At 33.1% G+C, this 16,145-nt stretch carries 15 protein-coding genes; all 15 read right to left on the bottom strand.

Annotated elements, in window-relative coordinates:
* Positions 1–237: 237 nt before the first annotated feature.
* The 15 genes from M3175_RS07325 to M3175_RS07395 all read right to left on the bottom strand — a co-directional run bounded on the left by M3175_RS07325 (position 238) and on the right by M3175_RS07395 (position 16,121).
* Positions 238–1,197, bottom strand: coding sequence for an ATP-grasp domain-containing protein (locus M3175_RS07325; RefSeq protein WP_251516729.1), 960 nt, complete (start codon positions 1,195–1,197; stop codon positions 238–240).
* On the bottom strand, positions 1,178–2,509 hold the full coding sequence (locus M3175_RS07330; protein WP_371321675.1) for a type III PLP-dependent enzyme domain-containing protein: 1,332 nt from the start codon (positions 2,507–2,509) through the stop codon (positions 1,178–1,180). The genes M3175_RS07325 and M3175_RS07330 overlap by 20 nt, the downstream gene beginning before the upstream one ends.
* Positions 2,510–2,515: 6 nt before the next feature.
* Positions 2,516–4,483 (bottom strand): right-handed parallel beta-helix repeat-containing protein, encoded by a 1,968-nt coding sequence (locus M3175_RS07335; RefSeq protein WP_251516788.1) that lies wholly within the window; start codon positions 4,481–4,483, stop codon positions 2,516–2,518.
* Positions 4,484–4,575: 92 nt separating this feature from the next.
* Positions 4,576–5,517: a beta-1,6-N-acetylglucosaminyltransferase gene (locus M3175_RS07340; RefSeq protein WP_251516826.1), complete on the bottom strand. Its 942-nt coding sequence runs from the start codon at positions 5,515–5,517 to the stop codon at positions 4,576–4,578.
* 51 nt (positions 5,518–5,568) lie between these two features.
* Positions 5,569–6,408, bottom strand: coding sequence for a glycosyltransferase family 2 protein (locus M3175_RS07345; protein ID WP_285852205.1), 840 nt, complete (start codon positions 6,406–6,408; stop codon positions 5,569–5,571).
* A gap of 39 nt (positions 6,409–6,447) precedes the next feature.
* Positions 6,448–7,581 (bottom strand): glycosyltransferase family 4 protein, encoded by a 1,134-nt coding sequence (locus tag M3175_RS07350; protein ID WP_251516830.1) that lies wholly within the window; start codon positions 7,579–7,581, stop codon positions 6,448–6,450.
* A gap of 102 nt (positions 7,582–7,683) precedes the next feature.
* On the bottom strand, positions 7,684–9,219 hold the full coding sequence (murJ, locus tag M3175_RS07355) for a murein biosynthesis integral membrane protein MurJ (RefSeq protein WP_251516848.1): 1,536 nt from the start codon (positions 9,217–9,219) through the stop codon (positions 7,684–7,686).
* 22 nt (positions 9,220–9,241) lie between these two features.
* A complete protein-coding gene (locus M3175_RS07360; RefSeq protein ID WP_251516850.1) occupies positions 9,242–10,330 on the bottom strand; it encodes a hypothetical protein in 1,089 nt (362 codons plus the stop codon).
* 9 nt (positions 10,331–10,339) lie between these two features.
* The gene (locus M3175_RS25060; RefSeq protein ID WP_251516852.1) at positions 10,340–11,623 is read right to left on the bottom strand and encodes an O-antigen ligase family protein; all 1,284 of its coding nucleotides are present in this window, start codon (positions 11,621–11,623) and stop codon (positions 10,340–10,342) included.
* Positions 11,624–11,637: 14 nt separating this feature from the next.
* Positions 11,638–12,402 carry a tyrosine-protein phosphatase gene (locus tag M3175_RS07370; protein WP_251516854.1) on the bottom strand — a complete coding sequence of 255 codons (765 nt, stop codon included), beginning with the start codon at positions 12,400–12,402 and terminating at the stop codon, positions 11,638–11,640.
* Positions 12,403–12,420: 18 nt separating this feature from the next.
* Positions 12,421–13,119, bottom strand: coding sequence for a CpsD/CapB family tyrosine-protein kinase (locus M3175_RS07375; protein ID WP_371321672.1), 699 nt, complete (start codon positions 13,117–13,119; stop codon positions 12,421–12,423).
* Entirely contained in the window at positions 13,100–13,831 is a 732-nt protein-coding gene (locus M3175_RS07380; protein ID WP_251516858.1) for a YveK family protein, read from the bottom strand. Before M3175_RS07380 ends, M3175_RS07375 begins: the two co-directional genes overlap by 20 nt.
* Positions 13,832–13,937: 106 nt before the next feature.
* The gene (locus M3175_RS07385) at positions 13,938–14,294 is read right to left on the bottom strand and encodes a helix-turn-helix domain-containing protein (RefSeq protein WP_251516860.1); all 357 of its coding nucleotides are present in this window, start codon (positions 14,292–14,294) and stop codon (positions 13,938–13,940) included.
* A 21-nt stretch (positions 14,295–14,315) separates the two neighbouring features.
* Positions 14,316–15,488: an aminotransferase class I/II-fold pyridoxal phosphate-dependent enzyme gene (locus M3175_RS07390; RefSeq protein WP_251516862.1), complete on the bottom strand. Its 1,173-nt coding sequence runs from the start codon at positions 15,486–15,488 to the stop codon at positions 14,316–14,318.
* A gap of 27 nt (positions 15,489–15,515) precedes the next feature.
* On the bottom strand, positions 15,516–16,121 hold the full coding sequence (locus M3175_RS07395; RefSeq protein ID WP_251516864.1) for a sugar transferase: 606 nt from the start codon (positions 16,119–16,121) through the stop codon (positions 15,516–15,518).
* Positions 16,122–16,145 lie beyond the last annotated feature (24 nt).

Genomic DNA, 16,145 nt, shown 5'->3' on the forward strand with positions numbered 1-16,145 from the left:
CCTTCCTCCCTTTGAAAATAGACTGTTTCTTATTACGCAACGCTGTTTCTTTTTATGTTCATGTGAAATTATTTTACCATTAATTGTTAGAATACTCAACTAACTTTTCACCCAATGTGGAGGCATAAAAATACTTGAAGAATTAAAAGAAATTTATTGATATTGCTATTAAGAGAGAGGAGGAAAGGGATATTAAAAAAGTTTATATAATTCCCTTCCCATTTCTTTCCGAACCAACTACATAATAATAAAAGAATCATACTTTACTAGTATTGTTCCTTCTTTATATACATTTTCATTAGGAATATTTTTATTTCCACATATATTCTTTATAATATACTTTACAAAATTTTGGCCAGCCTCATATGCGTGCAAATATCCACCACCGAATCTTGGGTTTATCTCAGATATAACATACCCGTTGTTGGTCATAAAACAGTCAACATCTACTGGTCCTATAGGTCCTAAAGCTTTAAGAAGCTGTTCAATAAGCGTCCTTAATGCCGGGTCGACAATAGATACTGACTTATCTGTTTCCCCTCCTCTCATTCTTAACTTTTTCTTAAGGAAGATAGAAATTGTTTCTTTTGAGATAATATCTACATAACAATCAACACCGTATTCCTCACCTTTTAAAAAGGGTTGAATTACTATCTTTTGAGATTCCTCCTTCAAAACTTCAAGCTCTTTCATGTTATGGACCTTAGTTATTCCTATACTCGCACTTCCATGCCTTGGTTTTGCAATTAAAGGAAATTCCAGGTTATTATTCTGAACTTCGTTTATTACTTGATTGTAATCGGTATATGTGGGAACAAATGGTAGGTTGTTAGCTTTTAGGAACTCATAAGTCAAATACTTGTCAAAACTCGTCTCAATCACATCCGGATTAGAAACAACAACAGTCACACCCTCTAGCTCAAATTCCTCCTTATGTGTTGCTAGTAGAGACAATTCAGGATCAATCAATGATAGAATGGCACTAATTTCATATTGACGACAAAGATGTTTTACTATGGAAATATACTCTGGGTGATCAATCCTTGGTACTATTTCGTATTCATCAGCAAAATATAGAGCTGCTGCTGTTGAATCGCAGTCAATTGCTATGATCTTTCCGTTTCTTTCGTTACACGCCGCTTTAAAGTACTCAACCAATTTAACTCGACGCCCCACACTACAAAGTAAGATATTCATCGGTGTCTCCTTTGGAAAAGCAATAAAGTTCCTCATTAAAAAATTGCTTGAATGTTTCACTTTTCCTTGTCAAAAAAATCTTATTACTATCAAATGCCACAATACAAGGGCGTTCTTTTATAAATGGTGGATTGAACACGATTGTATAAGCACCAACATTCTCAAAGACTATGTAATCATCTCTTTGAGGGAGTCCGTCATGAATATTGTGAGCTAGATAGTCTTTCTCCATACAGGTATAACCTACAATATTAAAAGTCTCTTTATGACCTTTAGAACCCTTATGCCTTAAAATCTTCATTGGAAGATTTCTAGTGTGCATTGTCGGTTTAATATTGTGAACACTTCCGTCTACTAATACAAACTGCTGATTTTGTATTGTTTTAATCTCAATCACCTTTGAAACAAAACTAATCACATTCGCCACCATTGAAACACCTGGTTCAATAATTAATAATGGTTTATGATGAGTGTCAGCGAATTGATCATTCATAACCGTTCCGATTGCTTCTGCATATTCGTCAAAGGTAGGTGTTACAATCTCAAAAGATTCATGTAATTCCCCATACATCCCACCACCTACATCAATATACTCAACATTATTCGGTATATATTTCTTGGCTAATTTGCATAGCTCTAAAGTAATTTTCCTGTAAGTATCCACACTTCTAGTTCTAGTAGAAAAATGCCCATGGAACCCAACAATTTGAATATTCTTAAACTCCATTAACTCTCGTATTGCTTTTTCTAAGTTTCCATTTTCTACGCAAATCCCAAATCTACTAACCTTGTATCCATTTTGAAGTGAGCTTTCTTCATCCTTTGATAAATCAAAATTGACTCTCATTCCAATTTTAATTTTTTCTGTTGGATTTATAAGGGCATATTCTTTTACAAAATCTAGTTCATAATAAGAATCTAGGTTTATTTTACTCTTGTTTTTTAATGCATAATGAACATCTTCTTTGCTCTTGAGAGGACCATTAAAGATAATTCGCTTTGGATTTTCTCCAATTTTAATAGCTAAATCATATTCTAGTCGTGAAACTACTTCCGCATAAGCACCTAGTTTTGATAATTCCTTACATAAATAGGGAAGATAGTTTGTTTTATAAGAATATCCAATTAATGTCTTGGGATATTGTTTCTTAAAAGCAGTCTCCATCTTTCGGTAATTCTCTCTTAATTTATTTACATTTAGTATATATAGAGGCGATCCAAAATTAGCTTCTAATTTAGTTATATTTTCATAGCTTAACTCTACGTCCGCTACATGCAAATTATTTTCACCTTTAATTTCATATAAGCCCACCAACTATTATCCCCCCAATGAATTTTCACTTTTTTTAAAATTATTTTCTACTACACTATCCAATAATGATTCAGGAACAGTTATAAAATTTCGATCATTATTTAGTAGTGTATTATTTTTAATCAAAACATCTACTGGGGGATTTGCAAACCGATTTAGCTCAATAGCTGCCCCAGTTGAATACTCCCCTTCTCCTTTAGCAGTTGAATCTAAAATAGTGTTACCATTAATTATCAAACCTACTAGGGAACCTTTACCAACCTCCGTTTGGTATATTCCTCTTTTTCCGCCTGCAATTACATTGTTACTTATTCTTAAGTTAGACATTGAGTGTCCTTCGTGCGTACTAATATATACACCAGATGATTGGATTACTTTATTCTTATCAATGACAACATTATGAACAGGTCCCATCATGAAAGTTGCATACTCACTTAAATGAATGAACTCATTTTCCAACAATGATACATCTCTAATACTTTTATTTTCATGTGAGATATAATCGAAATAAATTCCGTACTTGTATTTACGGAAAGAATTCTTTGATACAATGACATTAGAAATATCTTCTGTTACAAATAGCTCTATTCCTGTTTGGTCTCCCGAACCAAGGAAACGATTATTTGTTATTTTAATATTCTCAGTACCATCCTGAATAACAATTCCTTTCTTTGAAGTATGAAAGGTATTTTTTGAAATAGACGTGTCTGAAGATACAAGCTTCCCATTTGCCCCCCCTTCAACCCGCACCCCGTCCTCTGCAGTAATGAAGTTATTACTTATAGATACCTTTTCATTTTTTCTCCATAAGTGTAGATACTTTACATCAAATGTGTTGTCTGCAACCTTCAACCCTGATGTATCGACAATCCTTACATATCCTGATGGACTAATTACACGATTATTCGAAAACTCTATTCCATGAAAGTAATAGCCTAAACTTTCTACGCCAGAACCTTCCGAGTCAGCACCAGTAAGTAGGATACTATATCCCTCTGTATTAGTTTCAACAATATTACCTATAATTTTTGCATCGTAATAGTGAATCTCTTCCCATGGCTCAAAATGAATACCAGGACGTCCTGTTTTAGAACTAATTTTATTATTGAATATTCTTAAATGGTTAACTTGCTCTATTACTATTTGTGACCGTTGGTTTTCCTCAACAATATTATTTTCAATCACCACATAATTACTACTCCCTCTAGAACCAGAAATGGAAATACCATCACCAACAGCATTAATAAGTCTATTATTTTCAATAAGAATATGATCTTTATCGTAAACAAAAATACAATGCATATGTTCACTTCCATTTGGATGGTTCTGATAGTTTCCATCACACGTAAGAGATTGAACTTTTGTATTGTTATTCATTTCTATTAATCTCGTTTGGCCATTTGAAGCATGATCAGACAACTTTAAAATAACGTTATCACGATTTTCTCCTACTAAATTAACGTTACTCTTTAAAAAGATAGGCTGTAGCATATATGTGCCCGATGGGATATATACATCACCTCCACCTTTTTTAGCTAGATAGTCTATTGCATTTTGAAAAGAAAGCGTGTCATCATGAAAAGCATCACCAAAAGCACCAAAATCTTTTACATTTACCTGATGAAGCTGACTTGTTACAGAGACATTGATCGTTTCACTTAGCCCTGCATAGGTAATTTTTATATTCGCTTCACCGTTTTCTTTGGCTGTAACGACACCATTCTCATCTACCATAACAACGTTACTACTAGTAGAAGAAAACGTACTTAAATCATTAACATTAATCTGTCTTCCATCCACATATTGAGCTGTTACAAATATAAGGCGACTTTCACTACTTCGTAAATTATAATTTTTTGAATCTACAGTTATTGCCTTTATGGCCGACTCTTGGAATTTCCCATTAATTATTTTCTGATAACCTAAAACTGTTATACATCCTAGAAATAAGACAAGAATTATCACTAACAACATCCTGTTTCTTCCTATATAATTTACTATATTCATGTTTACCTTCTTCCAAACAATATTGTAATTGTTTGATATTTGGTATTTATTAATAGAATTTAAATCTTTCTTACATCTAATAGATCTTCTTTTTCACTGCAACTGCAACCTAACACAACTTTACCCGTTATATATTGAACAACTAATGGATCTTTAGTTTCATCAAATTTCCGAGCAAAGAATTGTTCTGAACTTTCCAACATGGGGATATCCTCTATAGATAAGTCCTGAGGAGAATTCCTATCACTCAAAGTCTCACCCCATTTTAAAACATATAAATTATTATTTATTACATTTTGATTATAAGGTGAGTTCATAATGAGGGTATGAAAAAAACTTTCATCTGGGACCAATGTATTTTTAAAATAATGATAATACCATTCATTTCCCTCTAAAAACTCAATAATATAAGAAGCGACGTCGTGCGGAATAGTGAACCATTGGGAACCTTTATAAAAAGAGAATTCCCTTGGCCATTTATTTTTATTGGGTATTATATTGATTCCTTTTCGATAAAGAGAAAGCAGCATTCGCCTGTATATTCTTATAGGATTAGCGCTCGTGTATCTTTTCCTTGTAATTTTTGGCCAATTGATCCTCATTAAACCTAATTCGTTTCTCTCCATTTTTCGGAAATTCAAAAAAATATTTTTCTGTTGTTCTTTTAAATATTCCTTAAATCCACCATTTATTAATAAATCCTGACCACTTCTTAAACAAACAAAATCATACTTTTTTTTCGTGGCAAGCACTTCCCTAAGTAATAAAAGTGTGGTATCTACCTGACTGATATCCCCCCATTCACAATCGAGAGACCTATTTAATATCGTTACGTTTGGCCCAGTTCTTATTTTTCCATTTAATTCTTCTTTAGACTTTTGGTCTATATGAATATAAACATCCGCTTGGTCACCATAAATAAGTTGTTCTATAAATTTATTTACTTGTTCAGGGTTTTTATGAATCTGTAAAATAAAGGCAGTACGTAGTGATGAACTCATAACCTTCTCTCCATATCTCTACTAGTTTTTTATCATAACTAAAGCAAAGTGCTAGGAAATATTAGCTTTATTCGAGTTAAGAGCAGGGGTTTGTTGATTTGATTTCCATATATGATATTTCCTAAGTGCCCTTTTAGGAATCATCATGACAAACAGTGGTTTTAAAGCTAAAACTCTCTTAAAATATGGGAGCTTTAATCTCTTACAGGCATTTAATCTCGCTCTCGTTTCAGTAATTCTAAATGTTCTAGTTTTCCGGTTATAAGAGTATTTGTCCTCTCTGAAATAAATTAAGGCTTCTTGTATGTTATAGAGTACGAACTCTTTTTCAAAAAATTTAACCCATAAATCATAGTCCTCTAACCTCTGTTTAGTGATCCAGTTGTCAGAATACCCCTTAACCTCGAGTAGTCTATCACGTTTCATTATGACTGTTGGGTGGATAAAAGGGGCTCCAAGTACCATTGTTTGTTTTTCAGGTTTCTCCGCGAGTTTCCTTATACCCCAAACACCATTATTATCGAATAAATATGCCCACGAACCGCAGGCATCACATTCATGAGTATTCATATATTTTACTTGTTTTTCAATTCTATCCACTACCATCAAGTCGTCTCCATCATGTCGCATTATATAATCACCTGTAGAATGTTCCAAACAGTGATTCAGAGATTTCGCTAACCCAACATTTTTTTCATTTTTAATTACCTTCATCCGACTGTCCTGCAGTGTAAACTTATGTGCAATGTCAAAGGTAGCATCAGTCGATCCGTCATCACACATTATTAACTCCCAATTTCGATAGGATTGATCTTTAATAGATAGTAAGGTCTGCGATAATGACTCTTGACAATTATATATCCCCATGATTATCGACACTTTTTGAATCATTTATATAATCACCCCTTATGAATGCTCAATTTTTAATGGCTATAAATTTAATGATTGTTTATCATATATTTCTTCCATTTCGATTAACACTTGTTTAATTTCATACTTCCTTATTTTTTCCTTATTGCTTTTCGCAAACGCTTCTCTTAAATCATTTGATTGATAGAGCTTTTTAATTCTATTTGCGCAGGCTAAAGCATCGTCAATATGAACAATATAACCATTTTCCCCATTGGTCACTAGGTCTCGATTACCTCTGCAATCCGTTACAACTAATGGCAAACCAGTTGCCATTGCTTCCATTACATTTACTGGAAGCCCTTCCTGCCTAGAAGTTGAAATAGCGATATCTGCTATAGCCATTAAGTTGTGAACGTCATTCCGAAAACCCATAAATTCAACGTTATTACCTACCCCATTGCACATAACTAACTCTTTATATTCAAGCAACCGCTCTCCTTCACCAACAAGCAATAACTTTATGTGGGGGATCTCTTCTTTAAGGTGACTTATAGCTTTAATTAATAAATCCTGTTGTTTCCGATAACTAAGTTCTCCGACATAAATAAGTATAAAATCTGTTTTTTCATATCCGTATTTATTCCTCAAGTGATTTTTCCTCTCCACTGTTTGCGGAGTGAATCTATTCAGATCAAGTCCAATGCCATGTATTTTATAAATGGAATTAGACTCTCTCAAACTTAGTTTTTTTGCACTTCCATAATCCTCCTCATTCATTGTAATTATTCCATCCGTCCACCTTGATACAATTTTTTCCAGTGTATAATACAGTACCCAATTTCTCTTTGGTGCACCTTTAAAAAAATGAAACCCATGTGCAGTATAAAGGACCTTAACTCCCCTTATATTTCTACATGCTAGTCGAGTAATGAAAGATGCAACAGGAGTATGAACATGAATTAAATTAAATCCCTCATTTAAAATAACATTCCTTATTTTTTGGTAAGCTTTAAGGTTTTCCTTTTTTAGAGGATTACGTTGAAATTCAATGTGGTATACTTTGCAACCAGCGCTTATTAATTCAGGATTAACTTCTTGATTAGTATTAAAAGCAAGGGCAACCTCATTGCCATTTTCAACGAGCCATTTTATATGTGGGACTAAAAAAGCATTGACAGTGTCTGATATGGTTGTTACATACAATATTTTCATGTTTAGGTTTTTCTCCTCTCGCTCATCTATAAACTTATTTATAAGTAAAGAGCCTTATAAAAAGCTCTTTTCCCCATTGCAATCGAGATCAAAATTTATTTACTACATATGCTCGGTCCTCTTTATGGTCTTAATTTGTTTCTTGAAATGGAAAACTAATGTCTGAACCTCTTTAATTTTCATGAAAAAAATTGCAACTATGTATGCTACAAGTCCAATAACAATAGACATCAATAGAGCAAAGGTAGGTCTAATTAAGTCTAGTAGGTTGTTATAAACAATTACACTGATACCTCCCATTAATATTGTCCCAATACCTGTTTTAATGAATGTTATGGTAATTGACTTTAGCTCAAAACGCCCGATTTTTTTTCTAAGTTGGTAAAAAAGCAGGTATGAACATAAAAGGAAAGAAATACTAGTTCCTAGAGCTAGACCTCCGATCCCCATGGTCCGATAAAGCAAGAGATTCAGAATAATGTTAACAAACATAGACAAGGATGCATTTATCATTGGTGTTTTTGTATCTTGCAATGAATAAAAAACCCTAGAGAAAAGTTCCCTATGGCTCATTCCAATAATTCCAATTGAGTAGTAAAAAAGTGCACTAGAAGTCATTTCAATTGCTTGTGTATCAAATTCTCCTCTCCCAAATAAGAGCTGAATAATTTCCTTTGGGAAAAGCATATAAATAGCTGTTGCTGGAAGAATAAATAAATTAATTGTATTAATAGCAACCGTTAAATGTCTCTGAATCTCTTTTTGATTATTCTCTGAAGCCATTTTAGAAATCTTAGGATATAAAACGGAAGTGATCGAGGAAACAATAACCCCTAACACCACCAAATTTATGGTGTTTGCATAGTTTAATGCTGAAATTCCTCCTTCAGCTATATGAGAGGCCAAGGTTCGATCAATTAGTAAGTTTATTTGCTCTACGGATGATCCTAAAATAACAGGTAACGCTAATAACATCATTCTTTTTATATTATTCTCTTTCAAATTCAATCCCAGACGAAAACTATATTGATGCTTATAGCTATAAACTAAGAGTAATATAAATTGAGAAAACGTAGCCACCACACTACCAACTGCTAAAACATACACATTTGTTTGTGAACTTAGGAAAAATGAACCTATGACGATTATATTGGCAGGAAGCCCCATCATTGCTGGAATGATAAAAATTCCCTTTACTTGTAAAAATGCAGTATAAACAAAAATAAGTCCACTAAAAAACAAACTTACTAACGTAATTCTAGAAAACACTATGGCTAGTTCTAGTGTCTGTCCCGTAAACCCAGCGGCAAAGAGTTTTACGATTGGTTCTGTAAAAATTATTCCTACTAAAAAGATACCGCTGCATAGTAACATGACAAAGTTTACTAAGTTATTTGTATATTGATTTGCTTTTTCTAGACCTTCATGTATTTCGATATTCGTGTACATTGGGATAAATCCAGTATAAATCCCCTTGCCAATAATCCCTATAATTACAGTTGGTATTGTTAAAGCTATTAAATAGACATCACTTATGTTGGACGCACCATAAAAGTAAGATAAACTGATATCTCTCAGAAAGCCTATTATTTTTGAAAGGAGCACTATGACCATTAGCATCACAACTGTTTTTTTCATACATTCCCCTGCTATCCTAGATTTACCGTTCTACGGTTTCCACTAACCTTTTATATTGTAGAAAATAGGCTTTTTTCTCTGATTCAGTAAAATGGACTAAGCGCTCTTTATAAAAGTATAGGAAAAATAGGTGAAAGTAATCCATTCTATGCTTACTGTCATAGGTTAGATTAAATAAAGAAAATACGCTTTTAAAATATTGATCATAGATTCCGTTTACATATTCATTAAAAATAAAAAACCTATTCTTCATATATACATCTAGCCACATCATATTAAAGAAATCATAGAAGAATATAAGTTCTTTTGAGAATTCCCAATCAATGTAAAGAACCTGATTCTTTTCATCTTTAATTAATAATGTATTAGCAGCCCAAAGATCTCCATGTAATTTTAGTGTAGGAAACTCCGTTTCAAACAAACCCGAATCAATTTGATTTTGAATAAATAGAATCTCTTCAGACGTTGGTAATTCCTTTATTAAATCTATTGTTGATTTAGCATAATAATAATTTCCCATTATTTCACAATCATTTAAGTATTGAAGATAATGATTAAAAATATCCCCCATTACTAGTGATAAATCCTCTTCCTTCCAATCATTTACTGGATGAAAGTAGAAAAGTTCTTCAATCGTGATAAACTTTTTATCATCTCTGAAAATAATAGGTGGCATAGGGAAATAATCTTTAAAGTATTCATAATTGTTTAAGGTAGATTGGTATTCCTTTCGGTCAAAAAACACCGTTAATACTTTATTATTTACTAAGTCAAAAATCTTTTTATCCTTGTATCCATTCGTACTTCCAACTGGTAAAAAGACATTCCCAGAAAACTCTTTATCAGAAGAGTCATTCCATAAAGTAAATTTAGCTTGTTTAAATATTATTTGCTTTAATATAAATACAAGCCAACGTGTACTCCTCTTTTTATACTCATTCTTTTGAAGAATCCTAGAAGCCTTTTCTTTGATCCCAGGATCCAATTTGACTATATATTTTACCGAGTCATCAAAAATGTATATTCCTGATGCCAAATAGTGATTACATTTGTAAAAAGCATCGACAACTTTCCTTTTTTCTATTAAATAGTGATGAATTTTCCCTAACATTTTTCCTCCTCATTTAAACTTCTCAGATTCAGAGTGGCTATTAAAATGATTTAACCTCAAAGAAAATACTAATGCACCTAGGAATAGCCACAGCATCCGTGCATTATTTAAAGAAATAGCCATGGATCCAATTAACAAAATAACAATGATGTCTCTTAAAATAATATTCAAGGTAGAAGAATGCGAAGCTAAAAAGGTTGTTTTTCCTAAAGCGAAAAATATATATAAGAAAAAAGCACATGCTAATGGAAGACCCCATTCAGCTGACAATTGCAAAAAAGTATTATGTGCGACGTTATCATAATTAAATAGCTTAGATGCCATCAAGGTGTATGTTCCAATACCCACTCCAACAAATGGTGATGCTTGAATAACTTGCAAAGCAGTAACCCAGGTTGTTTCTCTCCCTGACCCTCCTTCAGATAGGGCTGCATTAAAATCGACAAACAAATAATAAACCCTACCAAATGATGGAATATTACTAGCCATTGTATTAAACAGATCGTGAAAAAAATTAATTAACAGGGGAGTTAGTAAAAATACCATTGTAAGTAGCGCTACTTGAATCGCAAGAACGAATAATTTTTTCCTTCGTGTAAGTAAATATTCTAATAACCTTAATAGAAAATAACATCCTAACGTTATAAGACCGGTCTTTGAACCAGATATTAAAACAGATAAAATAGTAACTAAGATTGCTAGATATTTCAAATTATTCTGCACCGTTTTTATTCTAGTGAAATAAACGATTGCTGTAACTAGTAAAACAGAATAATAATTCGGATCAATCATAAGTCCACGATACCTAGAGCCCCCAAAAAATAGAAGGTCTCTAAATAAGTTAACATTTAAAAACGTCCATATAATTCCTACTGAACCAATTATAATCCCAAATAATGAATACCAATTCAATACTTTTTCCATTAGATTTAGTTTTGATAAGTTATATCCAAGGAGAAAATAACCAAAAATCGCTAGTAATTTAAAGTAATCATTTATAATTGAGGCAGGGTATGGGTGCAGATTAAAAACTATTGGAATATAAAAGGAAGCTGTAAATATGACTTGAACAGATAAAAATAGAAAACATAAAAGCGGGCTAACTGGAATATACAATTTCTTGATTGCAATTAAATGCACCAATGTGAAGATACAAAATATATCTGCTAGTGAAAGATTTATTCCAAAAATTATATTGGATTGATGCATCAGAATGGAAATAAAAAAAAGAGAAAGGGTAAATGGAACTCTCACACTGTTAAGTTGTAGTGTATTGACACTTATTGTCTCCACCATCCTTTCTTTTCCTAGAAAACTCCCATAAACCTTCTTCTAAAATGAATGGGCTTTTGAACATGGATATTATGCCCAAGCATAAGCATTTGAGCGTTATTTTTAAAATAAAAGGTAGTCTCTTCTCCATATTTTGCAGTAATACAATTAAAAACATGCTTAAGTGAAAAACCTCTTAAATGAGAATTATGAGCGTCAGTAGCGATAAAGTGGGCTAATTGATGAACAATCATTTTTTCAGAAAAAGATTTTATTCTCTTTCCAAATATCCCTAAAATACTTCCTGAAGTGACTTGAGTCATTGCTCCTTCTTTAACTAAATCATACAAATATTTAGGGTTTTCAATAATCGCTTTATTTCTTTCTGGATGGACAATTATTGGAGTAATTCTTCTCAACAATAGTTCATAAATGACATCAAACGTATATGATGGAAATTCTCCAGCTGGAAGTTCTAATAACAAATGAGTTCCTTTATTATCTAGAGTTAACACCTCATTGTTTTCAATGGAATCGATTAAGCCTTGATGAATTCTTAGCTCCTGCCCCGGATGGATAAAAAGTGGTATGCATTTTAAATGAAGGAGGTAATTAGCTCGACTGACACTTTGTATTATCTCTATTTTATTATTTTCATATTGACCATTTAAATGATGTGGTGTTGCATAAATATGGGTAATTCCTGTTTCTGTTGCCGCACTTGCCATTTCTAAAAACTCCGATACATCTGATGGACCATCATCTATACCAGGTAATATATGACAATGCAAATCTACCAAAAGAATCACCCTCCTACTTTAACTATATAACCCATAAAAATCGTCTTTCTTCTTTTCCACACCATTAATGACTACTCCTAACATTTTCGATCCTGCCTTTTCTATTAGTTCCTTTGCTTTTATTGCACGATCTCTACGAGTTTCTCCACTCGATATCACCATTACTACACCATCACATTTATTTGCAATGTTCTGTGAATCAGCTACAGCTAATATTGGAGGTGTATCATAAACAATATAATCATAAAGCCCTTTTAATTCCTTCATCACTATCTCCATTGATTTTGAATCAAGTAGTTCTGAAGGATTTGGTGGAATCGGACCACTAGTTAAAACGTCTAGATAAGCCACCTCTGTCCGCATAATTGCTGTTTCTAACGTACAATCTTTTGTCAATACCGTTGTTAACCCTTCTTTGTTACTAAGAGAAAAGGCATAATGAATAGTCGGTTTTCTTAGATCTGCATCAACTAAAATTACCCTTTTCCCCTTTTGAGCAAGGACGATTGCAAGGTTAGCTGCTGTGGTGGATTTCCCTTCACTTGGTTCAGCCGAAGTGATTAATATGGAACTTAGTTCATTATCCACTGAAGAGAAATGAATGTTATTCCTTATTAATCGATACTGTTCATTTATTGGTGATATAGAATTGCTAAAAGAAATCAGTTGAATATTCCTTCTTTTTTTTACCCTTTTTTTACGACCCAAAAGTCTCACTCCTTGTTTGTCCTGATACATTTGTATTACCTGAATACGTTTTAGAGGTCTTTTGAATAGATCCAAGAACAGGTAGGCCTAAATGGATAATGACATCTTGGTCATCCTTTAATGTAGTATCCATTAACTCCATTAACAAAGCGATACCGGTCCCCCCCAACAAGCCTATAATAAATGCTATTGCTATGTTAAAAAGTAAGTTTGGCTTTACTGGGACAGGGTTTTCATTTAGTTCAGCCTCGGCAAGAATACTAACATTATCTACATTCATAATTCCTTTTATCTCTTGTTGAAAAGTTTTCGAAACAGCGTTTGCAATCTTCACCGCCTGACTAGCATCGCTATCTTCAACAGTCAGAGAAAAAATCTGAGAATCTTTCTGGCTATTAATCGTAACTTTTTTATTGAGTTGGTCAACACTTTGAGACAAATCAAGATTGGTTTTCACTTTTCCAAGAATGGCAGGGCTCTTTATGATCATCCCATACGTGTTTATTAAATCAATATTGTCACTCAATTGGCTTAGATCTATTTGATTTTCTGAATTTTTTTGGTTGACTAAGATTAAAGTAGTCCCTTGATAGATTGGTGTGATGAAATAAATAGCTATTAAACTACTAATAAAAGGCGCCAGTATGGTCAGAAAAACAATTAGCTTCCATCTCTTTTTTAACACCAAAATCAAATCAACAATATTAACGGTTTCATTCATATGCTCCTCCACAAATGTTTTTATTGTAAGACCTAAATATCATACACAAAACAACTTTTTTGTTTCTTATAGCGAACGATAAGGCATACTAGTTCTTTCAACTCTTTTATCTATTATTATTATCTTCATTCTTTTCATTTTTCCACTGGATAAATTCAATAAGTGTTTTATATTCCTCAATTTGTTCCTTTTCAATTCCTGAGTCTTTTAGTTGTTGGACAAAGTCAATCCATTCCCTTTCAAGAGTAGTTCGCGGGTCACCGTTAGTATTTGAATATAACAATACTTGCATATCAACGTCTAAAACTGAAGCTATTTTTTCGATCATATTAATGGAAGGATTTTGGTTCAGATTACGTTCAATATTACTTAAATAGGATTTTGATATTTTTGCTCGTTCAGCAAGTTCTGACAATGAAAGCCCCTTACGTTTTCGGATTTGATAAATATTTTTACCAATCATTTGTTTACCTCATTCAATGGATTATTTTGCCACTTTTTCTGTAATATATGGTTCTTTTAAAGTTTTATATATGCAATTAATTACTCGTAGTTGTTCTTCATCTCTCAAACTTGAACCAGATGGCAGACAAATTCCCGATTGAAACAATCTGGCAGATACATCCTCTCCATGAGCGTAATATTTAGACTCATTAAATAAAGGTTGTAAATGGAGAGGTTTCCAAACAGGTCTTGCTTCAATATTTTCTTCTTCAAGAGCTCTTAACACTTGAGAGACATGAACTCCTGTTTCCTTTTCATTAATTGTTATTGCCGTTAGCCAACGGTTTGATCGTGTATTTTCCAATTCCTTGATAAAATATACTCCTGGAAGTGTTCCTAGCCCTTTTTCATATTTCTCATAGATGGTTCTTCTTGAAAAGACACGCTCTTCAATCAACTCCATTTGAGCTCTACCAATTCCAGCAAGTATATTACTCAAACGATAGTTATAGCCTCTTTGACTATGTTGATAGTATGCTGCTTGATCCCTAGCTTGTGTTGCTAGGAACCTAGCTCTTTGTAACAAAACTAAATCATCTGAAATGAGCATCCCACCTCCAGAAGTAGTAATAATTTTATTTCCATTAAAGGAAAATATTCCAAATTTACCTAACGTTCCACTTGCCTTTCCTTTATATGTTGACCCTAAGGATTCTGCAGAGTCTTCAACTATTGGAACACTATAATAATTACAAATTGATATTAATTCATCCATTTTAGCACTCTGACCATACAGATGAACAACTATGACTGCTTTTGGTAACTTACCATCATCAGCTGCTTCTCTTAATGCACGTTCAAGAGCTTTAGGAGACATATTCCATGTTTCAGGCTCTGAATCAATAAAAACTGGTACAGCTCCTTGATATAATATCGGATTTGCACTTGCTACAAAGGTAAGACTTGAGCAAAAAACTTTATCTCCTTTTTCTACCCCTAGCAATATCAAGGCAAGGTGAATAGCTGCTGTACCTGAGCTTAGAGCAACTGCTCCACCAGTTCCTGTAAAAGAGATAATATCATTTTCGAAACCATCTACATTAGGTCCAAGTGGTGCAATCCAGTTTGTTTCAAAGGCTTCATTGATGTACATTTTTTCCCTTTCACCCATATGTGGTGGTGAAAGGTAAATTCTATGATTGTTCTGCAACATCCATCACCCCTATAGTTCTAAAGTCACTTACATACCTTCATCTGCTTTACTCCCTGTAAAATCTGGCATTGTCACATAGTCCTTACTTTGTACGCCTTCCGTGTTAAAGACTTGTTTTAGTGTTAATATTAGAATTTTCAAGTCTAACCATATGTTCTGGTTATCTACATACCAGATATCCAGTTTGAATTTCTCATCCCATGATAGTAAATTACGTCCATTCACCTGTGCCCAACCAGTTATACCTGGTTTTACATTGTGACGCCTCCTTTGTTCCATAGAGTAAAGGGGAAGATAATCCATAAGTAATGGTCGAGGACCTACTAAACTTAATTCACCTTTAACAACATTTAATAGCTGCGTTAACTCATCTAAACTATACTTTCTTAAGAAGTTACCGAACTTAGTTAATCTGAAATGATCAGGAAGTAATTTACCATTTGAATCTCTTTGATCATTCATGGTTCGAAATTTGTAGATATAAAAAGGAATCCCATCTTTTCCAGGTCTCTTTTGTTTAAATATAACTGGGGATCCAAGTTTAAATCTAATTAAGAGTGCAATACATATAATTAGAGGAAGTAGAAAGACTAACAAAGTCAGAGAGATGACTAAATCGATCACACGTTTCATTTCAAGCCCTTCCTTCACTTTTAA

It is taken from the genome of Robertmurraya korlensis, from assembly GCF_023715225.1.
Taxonomy (GTDB): Bacteria; Bacillota; Bacilli; order Bacillales; family Cytobacillaceae; genus Robertmurraya_A.